Raw genomic sequence first — 13,667 nt, 5'->3', positions numbered from 1 at the left:
CCGATCGGCGATTCGGATCAAGACGGGAAAGAAGTGCTCTTCCGATGCGCGACGACCGACGAGCGGCACTACGCGGAACGAGGGTGGTAGCCGACGGAGCGAGAACTACGGCTACGGCGGGAGCTACGGAACTCGGCGAGCGGAAGAGCGGGTGGTACTGCCAGGTCGACTTCGGTCCATCGCAGCCCCACCTCCTCCGGCCGGTCCCCCGTGAGGGACGTTCCATACCCCGTTCGGGGTTCCCCGTAGGGGAGTCAGTCTTATCGGCCCGGGACGCGAAGGCTTGAGAAGCCTTGAGCGCGAGGCTGCAGCGTGCTGCCCGCATGCTGTCCCGACCGGCGGCCCAGAGTAACAGTCGGCTGTGGTGTCAAGGCGCCCGTTTGCCGGTTCCTGACGAGTTCTATGCTCGCATCATGGCTGATGTTCTTCCGTTGGTGGAGGCCCGTTTGCGCACCGCGCTGGGCGAACCGGACGCGCGCGCCGCGGTCACCTTCCTCGGCACGGACCGTGTCGAGGTGCTCCGTTTCGCCGACGGCGACGTCGTCCGGTACGCCACGCTCGGCATGTCCGCCCAGCCGATGGCCGACCCCGCCGCGGTCCTCGCCGACCCGGTGAAGGGCCCCCGTGCCGAACTCGTCCTGTCCGTGCGGGGCGGCATCGCCGACACCGACAAGGTGCTCCGCCCGCTCGCCGTGCTCGCCGCGTCACCGCAGGTCGAAGGGGTGATCGTGGCGCCCGGCGCCTCTCTCGACGTGGGCGGTCCGCTGTGGCCGGGCGCCCCCTTCACCTCCGTGCTCGTCGCCGAGTCCGGCGGCCTGGTGGAGGACCTCGAACTCGACGCGCCCGCCGACCCCGTACGGTTCCTGCCCCTGCTGCCGATGACCGCCAACGAGGCGGCCTGGAAACGGGTGCACGGCGCCCAGGCCCTCCAGGAGCGCTGGCTCGCCCGCGGAACGGACCTCCGGGATCCGGTCCGTACCTCCGTGCCCCTCGACTGACCGGGGGCCGGCCGAGGGCCGACCGAACGGCCCCGTGCGACTTCCCCGTGTGACGGACGGCACGCCATACGTGACCGGAGGCGGCCCGGCGGGTGGCCGAAAACCGTCGCTCCCCTTGGCCGTGTGGGGAGTTGATCCCGGCGGCCGGTCCGGCGGACCGGCCGCCGCCCGGAGACTGGTGGTCGTGTGCGGAATGTGACGCGCACACGCCGGTCGGGTGATCGTCCTTGACGCGGGGAAGCGCGGGGAGGACCGTTGGGCCCTATGAGGGGCGAACCCAGTTGCCCGAAGTGTGGTGGCCGGGTCAGGGCTCCCGGCCTCTTTGCCGACTCCTGGCAGTGCGCCGCCCACGGGACGGTGCACCCGCTGCAGCCCGTGATCCCGCCCAGCGTCGAGGCCCTCAGCGTCGTGGTGCACCGTGCCAAGGTGCCCGTCTGGATGCCGTGGCCGCTGCCCGTGGGCTGGCTGTTCACGGGCGCCGCGTTCGCCGGTGACGACCGCAGTGGCGGACGTGCCACCGCCGTGGCCTGCTCGGGTCCCGGCCCGCTCGGCGGCGTCGGCGAGCTGGTCCTCATCGCGGAGGAGCTGGGCGTCGGCCTCGGCGCGCGGTACGCGGGCATCGACGGCCCCGACCCCGGGCCGTATCTGAGCGTCGAGAAACCGCCCCAGGTGAAGGTGCTCGCCGCCGGGCGCCCCACGCCGCTGTGGCATGTCACCGGCACGCCGGACGACCGTGCCGTCTTCGCGGGGGAGGCCCTCGGGCTGTGGCTGTGGGCGATCGTGTGGCCCGAACAGACCGGGCTCCTGATGTACGACGAGCTGGTGCTGACGGATCTGCGGGACGCGGGCGCGGAGGTGGAGCTGCTTCCGTGCGGGGCGCTCTCGCCGCGCATCCTGGAGCCGTAGGAGCGCCCGTTCCCGGAGTCGTGGGAGCGCCCGTTCCCGGAGTCGTGGGAGTGTCCGTCCGGCCGTGCTCCGGTCCGCCCCTGTAGGGGGCAGTACCGGGTTTGGGGTGTGACAGAACCGGTCGCGGAGAACGCTATCCTTGAGCGTCCGCTTCCGTTTCCCACGCCTGGAGTCCGCGTCGTGCGTATCGATCTGCACTGCCACTCCACGGCCTCCGACGGTACGGACACCCCCGCCGAGCTGGTGGTCGAGGCGCGCGCGGCCGGGCTCGACGTCGTCGCGCTGACCGACCACGACACCACGCGCGGGCACGCCGAGGCGATCGCCGCCCTGCCGGAGGGGCTCACGCTGGTCACCGGCGCCGAGCTGTCCTGCCGCCTCGACGGCGTCAGCATGCATATGCTCGCCTACCTGTTCGACCCCGAGGAGCCCGCGCTGCTCGCCGAGCGCGAGCTGGTCCGGGACGACCGCGTGCCGCGGGCCCGCGCGATGATCGTCAAGCTGAACGAGCTGGGTGTGCCGGTCACCTGGGAGCAGGTCGCGCGGATCGCCGCCGGCGGTTCCGTGGGGCGCCCGCACGTGGCCACGGCCCTGGTGGAACTCGGTGTCGTACCGACCGTGAACGACGCCTTCACCGAGCAGTGGCTCGCCGACGGCGGCCGGGCCCACGTCCAGAAGCACGAGACGGACCCCTTCGAGGCGCTCCGGCTGATCAAGGGCGCCGGCGGTGTCGCGGTCTTCGCCCACCCGGCCGCCGCCAAGCGCGGCCGGACCGTGCCGGAATCGGCCGTCGCCGAGCTGGCCGCCGCCGGACTGGACGGCATCGAGGTCGACCACATGGAGCACGACCCGGCGACCCGGGCGCGGCTGCGGGGGCTGGCGAAGGAGCTGGGGCTGCTCGCCACCGGGTCCTCGGACTACCACGGCAGCCGCAAGACCTGCGTGCTCGGCGAGTACACGACCGACCCCGAGGTGTACGGCGAGATCACCCGCCGGGCCACCGGGGCGTTCCCCGTCCCCGGGACCGGCGGAGCCCGCTAGACCGCGCCCGGCCGGCCCTGCCGTCCGCACCCCCGTCAGCCTCGCGGCGGCCGCTCACCGAGCGGTGACGGGTGTCTCCCGGATCCCGGATTCCTCTGCGGAAACGATTGCCCACCGTGGTGGCCGCCCACCACACTGGGCTGCCCTCTCCACCACTCTCGCTCCCCTGCCCTTCCTCCCCCGTTCTTCACTCCCCTCAAGGCACCCCTGTGTTCGATCTCGCCGTTTTCGGTTCCCTCTTCCTCACCCTCTTCGTGATCATGGATCCCCCCGGGATCACCCCGATCTTCCTCGGGCTCACGGCCGGGCGACCCGCCCGGACGCAGAAGCGCATGGCGCTCCAGGCCGTCTGCGTGGCCGGAGGCGTGATCACGGTCTTCGGGCTGCTCGGCCACCAGATCCTGGACTACCTGCATGTGTCCGTTCCGGCGCTGATGATCGCGGGCGGTCTGCTGCTCCTGCTGATCGCGCTGGACCTGCTGACCGGCAAGACGGACGAGCCGACGCAGACGAAGGACGTGAACGTCGCCCTCGTCCCGCTGGGCATGCCCCTGCTGGCCGGCCCCGGCGCGATCGTGTCGGTGATCCTGGCGGTGCAGAAGGCGGACGGGGTGGCCGGTCAGGTGTCGGTGTGGATGGCGATCCTGGCGATCCACGTCGTGCTGTGGCTGACGATGCGGTACTCGCTGCTGATCATCCGGGTCATCAAGGACGGCGGTGTGGTGCTGGTAACCCGGCTCGCGGGCATGATGCTCTCCGCGATCGCGGTGCAGCAGATCATCAACGGGGTCACCCAGGTCGTCCGGGCCTCCTAGACCACTGCTCCGGGCCTCCTGGGCCACTGCTCCGGGCTTCCGGCGCGGTGCAGGCTCCGGCAAGGCGGAGCCCCGGACGTCACAGAGCCCCGTACGGCATCGATGCCGTACGGGGCTCCGAAGTGTGTACCGGCCCGCCCGTTACGAGGCGGTCACGTCGGCCGGGCGGATCCACAGACGCTGCCCGATGGCGGCGGCCTGCTGCACGATCCGGTTGACGGAGGCGGCTTCCACGACGGTGCTGTCGACGGGCGTGCCGCTGACATCGTCGAGTCGCAGGATTTCGAAGCGCAAGGGCTTCTCCCTTCGTCCGGTCATCCTCCTGAGGAGAACTACTGGCGGTGGTTCACAGGTCATCGGTGCCCGTGTTCCATGAGGATTCAACGGTATGCGTGTTACAAACATTCCTTACGCTAAGGAAAATTTTCGAGAACCTAATTACTAGCGGGTAAGGGGGGTGGGGTCCGTGTCTACCGGCAGGCAGGAAGACTGATTGGGACCGGTTGTGTTCGCAGCGTGACCGCCGGGACAATGGACGTGATGAACGACGACCTCCTGGCGCTCGCCGCCCGCATCGACCGGACGAACGAGCTGCTGCACCGCATGCTCGCCGAGGTGGCGAAGACTCCCTCGACGCACGCGATCTTCGTCGACGCCGGGTACCTGTACGCCGCCGTGGGGCGCCTCGCCGCGGGGACGGAGGACCGGCGGTCCTTCGACCTCGACGCGGAAGGGCTCATCGACGCGCTGATCGACAAGGCACGCACGATCTTCGCGGACAGCCGGCTGCTGCGGGTCTACTGGTACGACGGGGCGCGCCGGCGCATCCATACGGCCGAACAGCAGTCGATCGCCGAGCTGCCGGACGTGAAGGTGCGGCTGGGCAACCTCAACGCCAACAACCAGCAGAAGGGCGTCGACTCCCTCATCCGCACCGACCTGGAGTCACTGGCCCGGCACCGGGCGATCAGCGACGCGGCCCTGATCGGCGGCGACGAGGACCTGGTCTCGGCGGTCGAGGCCGCCCAGGGGTACGGGGCGCGGGTCCACCTGTGGGGCATCGAGGCGCCGGAGGGCCGCAACCAGGCCGAGCCGCTGCTCTGGGAGGTCGACAGCCAGCGGACCTTCGACCTCGACTTCTTCAAGCCGTACGTGTCACGCCGGGCCGCAGCCACGTACGACGCGCCCACCGGTGCCCGTCCCAGCCGCGAGGACGTCCGCTTCGTCGGCGCCCAGATCGCCGCGAAGTGGCTCGCCTCCCGGGGGCGGGAGACCCTCCAGGAGCTTCTCCACAGCCATCCGTACCTGCCCGGCTCCGTCGACCAGGACCTGCTCGTCGAGGCGGAGGGGCTGCTCCAGTACTCGATGCGGGGACAGGCCGACCTGCGCCGCGCACTGCGGGACGGCTTCTGGGAGCACCTCCGGGCGCAGTACTAGGAGGAGCGGGCGACGCGGTCCCAGAAGCCGATGAGGGCCTTCGCGGTCGCCTGCGGCTGATCGGTGTTCGGGGAGTGCTCGGCGCCGCGGACGACGGTGCGGTGGGCGTTCAGCCGCACGGCCATGTCGTCGAGGACCGGGATCGGCCAGGTGTCGTCCCGTTCGCCGGACAGGACGTGCACGGGCAGGTCCACGGCGGCGAGTTCGGCGACGCGGTCGGGCTCCACGCAGAGCCGGCGCCCCGTCGCGACGAGCTGGGCGGGGCTGGTGGCGAGCCAGCGGCGCCGCAGGTCGGCGCGGTCGTCGAGCCCTTCGTCGAGGGCCCCGGTCTCGGTCTCCTCCGGCTCCGGCGCGTCCATCGCCTGGATGGCCTCCCACACCTGCTCCATGTCCATCACCGCGAGGGCGTCCCGCAACAGCTTCACGCGCTGCTGCTGGTCGGCCGAGATCTGCGCGGGGCCCGAGGCCATCAGGGTGAGCGAGGCGAAGGGGGAGGCGTCCAGCAGCAGGGCGGCGCGGGAGATCTGGCCGCCGAGGGAGTGGCCGACGAGGTGCAGCGGGGTGCCGTCGCTCACGGCCTTCGCCTGGGCGAGCAGATCCCTCGCCAACTCCTCCTGCGCGTACGGGGCTTCGTCGTCCTCGGCACCCGGGCTCTCGTACTGTCCGCGTCCGTCCACTGCCACCGACCGGTACCCGGCCTCCGCCAACGGCTCGTGCAGCGCGATGAAGTCCTCCTTGCTCCCCGTGAAACCCGGCACGAGCAGCACGGTGCCGTTCACCGCGACCCCCGCCTCGATCACGGCGAACTCCCCCCGAGGGGTAAGCAGGCGGTACGCCCGGGCACCGGCGGGCGGGGTGAAGGTAGGCGGACGGCTCATGGGGCGAGCGTAACGGCCGGGCCCCCGGAGGGCTCGCGCTGCCCCGGAGTTTGGAAAGCAGTGGGCGCAGCCCCTGCTTTCCAGGGGCGCGGGGAACTGCGCGACCAGCCCCCACCGGACGGACGCCTGGGGGTCGAACCCCCGCACACGCCGAAGGCCCGGCCCCCGCAAGGGAACCGGACCTTCGGCGGACCGGACGGGCTCAGCCCTCCGCGGCCTCCACAGCGGCGGCAGCCTTCCGCGTACGCCGACGCGGAGCCGGGGCCTCGGCCGCCACCTCCGCCTCCGCGGCGACAGCCGAAGCCGTGGCCTTGCGCGTACGACGCGGCTTCGTGGCCTGCTCCTCCGTCGGCTGGGCCGGAACCGCCGCCTCGGCGGTGGCTGCGGCCTTGCGGGTGCGGCGACGGGGCGCGGCCGGGGCTTCCTCGACGGCGGCCTCGGCGGCGCTGTCCGTGGCCTCCACCGCGGGGGTGGCGGCCTTGCGGGTGCGGCGGCGAGGTGCGGCCGGGGCCTCCTCGACGACGGTCTGCGTCTCCGTGGCGGTGGCCTCGGCCTCGACGGGTGCGACGGCCTTGCGGGTGCGGCGGCGCGGCTTGGCGGGTGCCTCCTCGGCGGTCACACCCTCGGCCGTGTCGAGCGCGGCCTCGGCGGCCGGAGTCTCGGCGGGCGCCACGGCCTTGCGGGTCCGGCGGCGAGGAGCCGGCGCGGCCTCCTCGGCGACGGCCTCCACCACCGTCTCGGCGGCGGCTGCCGTCTTGCGGGTGCGGCGGCGGGGCTTGGGCTCCTCGACGGTGTCGACGGCGGCCTCGGCGGCGCTGTCCGTGGCCTCCACCGCGGGGGTGGCGGCCTTGCGGGTGCGACGGCGGGGCGCGGTCGGGGCCTCCTCGGCGACGGTCTGCGTCTCCGTGGCGGTGGCCTCGGCCTCGACGGGTGCGACGGCCTTGCGGGTGCGGCGGCGCGGCTTGGCGGGTGCCTCCTCGGCGGTCACACCCTCGGCCGTGTCGAGCGCGGCCTCGGCGGCCGGAGTCTCGACCGCCTCCACCGACTTCCGGGTGCGGCGGCGACGAGGCGTGGGCGCCTCCTCGGCCGACTCGGCGGGCGGGGAGGCGACGCTCTCGGTCACGGTCTCGGCCGACGTGCCGCCGACCGTCTCGACCACGGCCTCGGCAGCGGGGTTCGCCCCGGCACGGGTACGGCGACGACGGCGAGGCGTACGGCTCTCGGCCTCGGCCTCGACGGAACCGGCACCCGGTGCCTCAGCGGACTCCGACGGCCTCGTGACGGCCACGGCCTCCGGGGACGCCCCGTCCGCGGTGGCTCCACCCCGCGTACGGCGGCGGCGACGCGGCGTACGCGCCGGGCGCTCACGCTCGCGCTCGGCGGACGGCGCCGGGGCGGAGGAACGGCCGCCGCGACCGCGCGGACCACGCCCGCCCGGCTCGCCCAGGTCCTCCAGCTCCTCGGCGTCCAGGCCGGCCCGGGTGCGCTCGGAGCGCGGCAGGACACCCTTGGTGCCCGCCGGGATGCTCAGCTCCTCGAAGAGGTGCGGGGAGGTGGAGTACGTCTCCGGCGGGTCGTTGAACCCGAGGTCCAGCGCCTTGTTGATGAGCTGCCAGCGCGGGATGTCGTCCCAGTCGACGAGGGTGATCGCGATGCCCTTGGCGCCCGCGCGGCCCGTACGGCCGATGCGGTGCAGGTACGTCTTCTCGTCCTCGGGGGACTGGTAGTTGATGACGTGGGTGACACCCTCGACGTCGATGCCGCGGGCGGCGACGTCGGTGCAGACGAGGACGTCCACCTTGCCGTTGCGGAAGGCGCGCAGGGCCTGCTCGCGTGCGCCCTGGCCGAGGTCGCCGTGGACCGCGCCGGAGGCGAAGCCACGCTGCTTGAGCTGGTCGGCGAGGTCGGCGGCCGTCCGCTTCGTACGGCAGAAGACCATGACCAGTCCCCGGCCGTCGGCCTGCAGTATGCGCGCGACCAGCTCGGGCTTGTCCATGTTGTGCGCGCGGTAGATGTGCTGCGAGGTGTTGCGGACCGTCGCGCCCTCGTCGTCCGGGGACGTGGCGCGGATGTGCGTCGGCTGGGACATGTAGCGGCGGGCCAGGCCGATGACCGCGCCCGGCATGGTCGCCGAGAACAGCATGGTCTGGCGCCGGGCCGGAAGCATGTTGATGATCTTCTCGACGTCGGGCAGGAAGCCCAGGTCGAGCATCTCGTCGGCCTCGTCGAGGACCAGGCACTTGACGTTCTTCAGGTTCAGCTTTTTCTGGCCCGCGAGGTCGAGGAGCCGCCCGGGCGTGCCGATGACGACGTCGACGCCCTTCTTGAGGGCCTCCACCTGGGGCTCGTAGGCGCGGCCGCCGTAGATCGCGAGGACGCGCACATTGCGCACCTTGCCGGCGGTCAGCAGGTCGTTGGTGACCTGGGTGCACAGCTCGCGCGTGGGAACGACGACGAGCGCCTGCGGCGAGTCGACGAGGTCCTCCGGCTTGGCGCGGCCGGCCTCGACGTCGGCGGGGACGACGACGCGCTCGAGGAGCGGGAGGCCGAAGCCCAGCGTCTTGCCGGTGCCGGTCTTGGCCTGGCCGATGATGTCGGTGCCGGTGAGGGCGACCGGGAGCGTCATCTCCTGGATGGGGAAGGGAGTGATGATGCCGACGGCCTCGAGGGCCTCGGCCGTCTCGGGAAAGATGCCGAGATCGCGGAAAGTCGTAGTCAGGGTGCTGCCTCTTCTGTGTACGCGGTGCGAGGCGAGCGCGGGGGTCGTGTCGGACCGTGCCGGGGACGTCGGCCGCCTCACGGGCGGACCGTGTGGCACGGGACCACTGCCGACGCTCTAGCGCTCATACCGCTGAGGGGTTCCCTCCGGACGCCGTACGCGAGGTGCCGTACGGAGAAGGAGGGCTGTCGGGTCGGAGCCGATCGGGCCACCGACCGGGCATCCTCATGCGTGCGGCCTGTCGAGATACGATCGAACGATCGAACTACGTCGACGTACCAGCAGGCGCATTACCACCATACCCCGGAATCGCGCATATGCGATGGCCGATTTGGTCACGTAGTGGTTGTCACACTGAGGGGCACGCGATGCGGCCGGGCCCTTCCCCCCTGCGCGGAGCGGGCTATTGTGCGCTTCATGACCACGTCTGACAAGCCTGAGAACGCCACCGGCGACGCGTCCGCCGACGCCGCCGACACCGCCGAGGTCACCGGGATCGCCGCCCAGGACTGGGCCCGGGCCTCCGCCGACCCGCAGTACCGCGCGGCGGTGGTGGATCTGCTGGGGGCGCTGGCGTACGGGGAGCTGGCGGCGTTCGAACGGCTCGCGGAGGACGCGAAGCTGGCGCCGACCCTCGTCGACAAGGCCGAGCTGGCGAAGATGGCGGCTGCCGAGTTCCACCACTTCGAGCGGCTCGCCGGCCGGCTCACCGAGATCGGCGAGGAGCCGACGCGGGCCATGGAGCCCTTCGTCGACGCGCTCGACGGCTTCCACCGGCAGACCGCGCCGTCGGACTGGCTGGAGGGGCTCGTCAAGGCGTACGTCGGCGACTCGATCGCCAGTGACTTCTACCGGGAGGTCGCGGCGCACCTCGACTCGGACACGCGCGGGCTGGTGCTCGCCGTGCTCGACGACACGGGGCACGCCGGGTTCGCCGTGGAGAAGGTGCGCGCCGCGATCGACGAGGACCCGCGTGTGGGCGGCCGACTGGCGCTGTGGGCACGGCGGTTGATGGGGGAGGCCCTGTCGCAGTCGCAACGTGTGGTGGCGGACCGGGACGCCCTGTCGACGATGCTCGTCGGCGGCGTCGCCGACGGGTTCGATCTGGCCGAGGTGGGGCGGATGTTCTCGCGGATCACCGAGGCGCACACGAAGCGGATGGCCGCGCTGGGCCTGGCCGCGTGAGCCTGCGGGCGTGAGCACCTGATCATGGGCGACTAGTCGTCGTGGGGTGCGGCGCCGTCCCGGGGGTGCGGGTCCGGATCGGGCCCGGCCCGCGGGTTCCGCCGCCCGGGGGCGGGCGGCCGCGACGCCGTCAGGGGGCCTTCCGGCCGGGACGCGTCCCGCTCAGGCGGTCGCCGAGCTGCTGCGTCGAAAGCGTTCCGTCGGCCGCAGCAGCAGGGACAGGGAGGCCGCCGCCACGACCAGCGCGCCGGTGAGGATCAGCGGATAGTTCGCCGAGCCGAGTGCCGTGTGCGTCAGGAAGGCGCCGAAGAGAGCGCCCGCGGTGCCCGTCGGGAGGACCAGGGTGCGCGACGGCAGACGGTGGGGCAGACGGTAGACGGCGGCACACGCCAGGGCGAAACCGAGGAGTGCGGATCCGAGCGCTTCCAAGAACATGTTCGGGTTCCCTCCCACACGGCCTGGCCTGGGCAGATCGTTCGTAGCCGGTACTACCCGCACGCCGTCGCACGCAATCATCGTCCGTCCCCGGGATCTGTCTCCTCCAAGTGGTTCGGCCGGTGGGAACCAAGGAACGTGGCCGTACGGAGGGGCCCGGTGGTTTTCACACCACCGGGCCCCTCCGTACGTCTCGGTGCCTCGTGACTACAGCGCGCTGAAGCCCACCTTGCGGACGGCCGACTCGCCGATGTCGACGTAGGCGAGACGGTCGGCCGGGATCAGCACCTTGCGGCCGTGCTCGTCCGTGAGGCTCAGCAGCGCCGACTTGCCGGTGAGCGCCTCGGCAACGGCACGCTCGACCTCCTCGGCACTCTGCCCGCTCTCCAGAACGATCTCGCGGGGCGCGTGCTGCACGCCGATCTTGACCTCCACGGCTATGTCCCTCCGACGGTCAGTGAAGTGCGCGGGCTTCCGCGCCGTACCCAGCACACATTAGCCCGGTGAGGGGACGTACACGCTCCGCCCGAGAACGCCAGGAGCGAACAGGATGCGGGAATCCCGATCGGCGTCACCGACCGGCGTTCCCGTCGGCGTTCCGCGGAGAGGCGTCGCTCAGTGCTGGTCGATGCCGTGCAGCGGGAAGCCCGCGATACCGCGCCAGGCCAGCGAGGCGAGCAGCTGGACCGCCTGCTCGCGCGGGACGCTGCGGTCGCTGTGCAGCCAGGAGCGGGCCACCACCTGGGAGAGACCGCCCAGCCCCGAGGCCAGCAGCATCGACTCCGCGCGGGAGAGACCGGTGTCCTCGGCGATGACCTCGCAGATGGCCTCGGCGCACTCGTTGGTGACCTTGTCGACGCGCTCGCGCACGGCGGGCTCGTTGGTCAGGTCCGACTCGAAGACCAGCCGGAAGGCGCCGCCCTCGTCCTCCACGTACGCGAAGTAGGCGTCCATCGTGGCCCGGACCCGCTGCTTGTTGTCGGTCGTCGAGGCCAGCGCGCCGCGCACGGACTGGATGAGGGACTCGCAGTGCTGGTCCAGCAGCGCCAGATAGAGGTCGAGCTTGCCGGGGAAGTGCTGGTAGAGCACCGGCTTGCTGACTCCGGCGCGCTCGGCGATGTCGTCCATCGCGGCGGAGTGGTAGCCCTGGGCCACGAAGACTTCCTGGGCGGCGCCCAGCAACTGGTTCCGCCGGGCTCGGCGGGGCAGCCGTGTGCCTCGCGGGCGCGCCGCCTCTGTCTGCTCGATGGCTGTCACGCCGCCTCCCAAGATCGTCCACATGCGGGTGTGCGCCGCGCCGCCATCGTACTTTTCGGTAACCCCGGTGTGCGCGGTGAGAGCGCAGAATTTCACGGACCGGACGGCGGGGAAAGTGCCGCGGACCACGCCAAACAGGGGCATGGCGGGCAGGGGGAAGCCCTTTCTCGCCCCCTGTCGTCGTCCCTGGTGGGGGTCGGGTTACCGGTAGTCGTCCTCGTCGAGGGAGACCACGCGCGCCTGTTCCGCCAGATCGGCCTCGTTGGCGGCGCCCGGGTCGGCGTCGGTCAGTGGGTCGTCCCGGTGCGGGGCGACGTCCTTGTGCTGCTCGGCGGCATCGGCCTCCGGGGCCTCGACGTCGTCGAGCTCGGTGGGGTCCTCCTCGGTGAAGGTGTCGGGATCGCGTGGGTCGACGGCCATGGTGGGTCCCTTCCTGCTGTGCCCTGCTACCGCTCCTGGTCCTGCCCCGGTGCCGTCGGAACGTTCCCTGAGGCGGCCGGGTCACGTACGGGTGCCCTGTTCGCGCGCCTGGATGCCCTCGGTTACGAGCCTAGGAGAAGGGTGATCGGGGCGCTACGCGATCACCGACGGCCCGGCCGTGAGCCCGGCTAGCTGCGTCGCGTGAGCCCGGTGAGCTGCGTCGACGGCCCGCCGCCGACCCGGCGACGACGGCTCGCCGGCCGTGTCCCCTGCCTCTGGCCGCTGCGCACCGCACACATGGCTGAATTTAAGTCCGTACCTGTGACGGCGAACACATGAGTCACTGCGTGATCGTCTCGTAACATTGCCCGCATGTCTTCGACCGAGCTGCCGTCCCTGCTGACCGCCACCGCATCGCCGAAGACGAGTGCCGTGCGTGTGGCGCCCGGCGAGAGGATGAGATCGGTCCGGCTGCCGGGGGTCACGCTGGCGGTGCGGTCGAGGCCGCCGGCGCGCGAGGGACTGCCGCCCGCTCTGTACGTGCACGGCCTGGGCGGTTCCTCGCAGAACTGGTCCGCGCTGATGCCGCTGCTCGACGGGCTCGTGGACGGTGAGGCGGTCGACCTGCCCGGCTTCGGCGACTCCCCGCCACCGGACGACGGCAACTACTCCGTCACGGGGCACGCGCGCGCGGTCATCCGCCACCTCGACGCCGCCGGGCGTGGCCCCGTGCACCTCTTCGGCAACTCCCTCGGCGGCGCGGTCGCGACCCGTGTCGCCGCCCTCCGCCCCGATCTCGTCCGCACCCTGACCCTGGTGTCGCCCGCTCTGCCCGAACTGCGCGTGCAGCGGACCGCCGTGCCGACCGCGATGCTCGCGCTGCCCGGCATGTCGGCCCTCTTCACCCGCTTCACCAAGGGCTGGACCGCCGAGCAGCGCGTCCGCGGTGTCACGGCGCTCTGTTACGGCGACCCCGGCCGCGTCACGGACGAGGGATTCCGCAACGCCGTCGAGGAGATGGAGCGGCGCCTCCGACTCCCTTACATGTGGGACGCGTTGACGCGTTCCGCCCGGGGAATCGTGGACGCCTACACCCTGGGCGGGCAGCACTCGCTGTGGCGCCAGGCGGAGCGCGTCCTCGCCCCGACCCTCCTTGTCTACGGCCGCCGCGACCAGCTGGTCGGCTTCCGCATGGCACAGCGCGCCGCCCGCGCCTTCCGCGACTCCCGCCTCGTCTGTCTGCCGGACGCGGGGCACGTGGCGATGATGGAGTACCCGGAGGCCGTGGCCGCCGCGTTCCGTGAACTGCTCGCGGACACAGGGGAGTCGGGCGGCGGGGCGGCCCCGTCCGTGGCGGAGGCCTGGGAGCCGGACGCCGGTGTTCGATCGGTTGCCGACGGACCACCACCTGGCTCGTCCGGCGGGGGGAGCTGAGGCGCGGCGTGGGACGGCACAGCCGCAAGGGGCGGGCGCCGAAAGGCGACACGAACGAGAAGACCGAGAAGACGACGACCGGGGCGGTGACCTCCGCCTGGTCGGGCGACGGCCCACCGGCCGCGCGACGCACATCGGCCAG

The 13,667-nt window shown here is 72.1% G+C and carries 14 protein-coding genes; 7 read left to right on the top strand and 7 right to left on the bottom strand.

The genetic code is table 11. From position 1 onward, the window contains the following. The first annotated feature begins 413 nt into the window (after positions 1-413). From SCAB_RS14740 to SCAB_RS14725, 4 genes are all read left to right on the top strand, one after another. The gene (locus SCAB_RS14740; RefSeq protein WP_013000874.1) at positions 414-998 is read left to right on the top strand and encodes a suppressor of fused domain protein; all 585 of its coding nucleotides are present in this window, start codon (positions 414-416) and stop codon (positions 996-998) included. 264 nt (positions 999-1,262) lie between these two features. Next, positions 1,263-1,904: a DUF6758 family protein gene (locus SCAB_RS14735; protein ID WP_037728462.1), complete on the top strand. Its 642-nt coding sequence runs from the start codon at positions 1,263-1,265 to the stop codon at positions 1,902-1,904. Between the two features lie 180 nt (positions 1,905-2,084). Continuing rightward, the gene (locus SCAB_RS14730; RefSeq protein ID WP_013000872.1) at positions 2,085-2,945 is read left to right on the top strand and encodes a PHP domain-containing protein; all 861 of its coding nucleotides are present in this window, start codon (positions 2,085-2,087) and stop codon (positions 2,943-2,945) included. A gap of 209 nt (positions 2,946-3,154) precedes the next feature. Next, entirely contained in the window at positions 3,155-3,760 is a 606-nt protein-coding gene (locus SCAB_RS14725; RefSeq protein ID WP_013000871.1) for a MarC family protein, read from the top strand. A 141-nt stretch (positions 3,761-3,901) separates the two neighbouring features. Here the strand turns inward: SCAB_RS14725 and SCAB_RS47740 are convergent, their stop codons facing one another. After that, entirely contained in the window at positions 3,902-4,054 is a 153-nt protein-coding gene (locus tag SCAB_RS47740; RefSeq protein ID WP_020113966.1) for a hypothetical protein, read from the bottom strand. 237 nt (positions 4,055-4,291) lie between these two features. On the opposite strand from SCAB_RS47740, the gene SCAB_RS14720 reads away from it, so the two are divergent. Beyond that, a complete protein-coding gene (locus tag SCAB_RS14720; RefSeq protein WP_013000869.1) occupies positions 4,292-5,197 on the top strand; it encodes an NYN domain-containing protein in 906 nt (301 codons plus the stop codon). Here the strand turns inward: SCAB_RS14720 and SCAB_RS14715 are convergent. After that, positions 5,194-6,075 (bottom strand): alpha/beta fold hydrolase, encoded by an 882-nt coding sequence (locus SCAB_RS14715; RefSeq protein WP_037728465.1) that lies wholly within the window; start codon positions 6,073-6,075, stop codon positions 5,194-5,196. The two genes, SCAB_RS14720 and SCAB_RS14715, sit on opposite strands and share 4 nt — an antisense overlap. Positions 6,076-6,277: 202 nt before the next feature. Next, a complete protein-coding gene (locus SCAB_RS14710; RefSeq protein WP_013000867.1) occupies positions 6,278-8,875 on the bottom strand; it encodes a DEAD/DEAH box helicase in 2,598 nt (865 codons plus the stop codon). Between the two features lie 327 nt (positions 8,876-9,202). On the opposite strand from SCAB_RS14710, the gene SCAB_RS14705 reads away from it, so the two are divergent. Then, positions 9,203-9,979 (top strand): ferritin-like fold-containing protein, encoded by a 777-nt coding sequence (locus SCAB_RS14705; RefSeq protein ID WP_013000866.1) that lies wholly within the window; start codon positions 9,203-9,205, stop codon positions 9,977-9,979. A 162-nt stretch (positions 9,980-10,141) separates the two neighbouring features. On the opposite strand, the gene SCAB_RS14700 is transcribed toward SCAB_RS14705, so the two are convergent. The 4 genes from SCAB_RS14700 to SCAB_RS14685 form a co-directional block, all read right to left on the bottom strand. Continuing rightward, positions 10,142-10,414 (bottom strand): hypothetical protein, encoded by a 273-nt coding sequence (locus SCAB_RS14700; RefSeq protein ID WP_013000865.1) that lies wholly within the window; start codon positions 10,412-10,414, stop codon positions 10,142-10,144. Between the two features lie 207 nt (positions 10,415-10,621). Continuing rightward, positions 10,622-10,849: a DUF3107 domain-containing protein gene (locus SCAB_RS14695; RefSeq protein WP_005480533.1), complete on the bottom strand. Its 228-nt coding sequence runs from the start codon at positions 10,847-10,849 to the stop codon at positions 10,622-10,624. Positions 10,850-11,029: 180 nt separating this feature from the next. Next, positions 11,030-11,671, bottom strand: coding sequence for a TetR/AcrR family transcriptional regulator (locus tag SCAB_RS14690; protein WP_013000864.1), 642 nt, complete (start codon positions 11,669-11,671; stop codon positions 11,030-11,032). A 201-nt stretch (positions 11,672-11,872) separates the two neighbouring features. Further along, positions 11,873-12,091 (bottom strand): hypothetical protein, encoded by a 219-nt coding sequence (locus SCAB_RS14685; RefSeq protein ID WP_013000863.1) that lies wholly within the window; start codon positions 12,089-12,091, stop codon positions 11,873-11,875. A 372-nt stretch (positions 12,092-12,463) separates the two neighbouring features. Here SCAB_RS14685 and SCAB_RS14680 point away from each other — a divergent pair, with 372 nt between their 5' ends. Then, positions 12,464-13,525, top strand: a complete 1,062-nt coding sequence (locus tag SCAB_RS14680; protein ID WP_013000862.1) for an alpha/beta fold hydrolase — start codon at positions 12,464-12,466, stop codon at positions 13,523-13,525. Positions 13,526-13,667: the final 142 nt, after the last annotated feature.

Source organism: Streptomyces scabiei 87.22, assembly GCF_000091305.1.
In the GTDB taxonomy this organism is placed as follows: Bacteria; Actinomycetota; Actinomycetes; order Streptomycetales; family Streptomycetaceae; genus Streptomyces; species Streptomyces scabiei.
Note: the sequence above shows the minus strand (reverse complement) of the source record. Positions and strands in the feature narration are given on the sequence as shown.

Excerpts from the sequence above, each read along its gene's own strand:
- SCAB_RS14740 (WP_013000874.1), top strand. The coding sequence starts at position 414 with ATGGCTGATGTTCTTCCGTTGGTGGAGGCCCGTTTGCGCACCGCGCTG.
- SCAB_RS14735 (WP_037728462.1), top strand. The coding sequence starts at position 1,263 with ATGAGGGGCGAACCCAGTTGCCCGAAGTGTGGTGGCCGGGTCAGGGCT.
- SCAB_RS14720 (WP_013000869.1), top strand. The coding sequence starts at position 4,292 with ATGGACGTGATGAACGACGACCTCCTGGCGCTCGCCGCCCGCATCGAC.
- SCAB_RS14715 (WP_037728465.1), bottom strand. The coding sequence starts at position 6,075 with ATGAGCCGTCCGCCTACCTTCACCCCGCCCGCCGGTGCCCGGGCGTAC.
- SCAB_RS14700 (WP_013000865.1), bottom strand. The coding sequence starts at position 10,414 with ATGTTCTTGGAAGCGCTCGGATCCGCACTCCTCGGTTTCGCCCTGGCG.
- SCAB_RS14685 (WP_013000863.1), bottom strand. The coding sequence starts at position 12,091 with ATGGCCGTCGACCCACGCGATCCCGACACCTTCACCGAGGAGGACCCC.
- SCAB_RS14680 (WP_013000862.1), top strand. The coding sequence starts at position 12,464 with ATGTCTTCGACCGAGCTGCCGTCCCTGCTGACCGCCACCGCATCGCCG.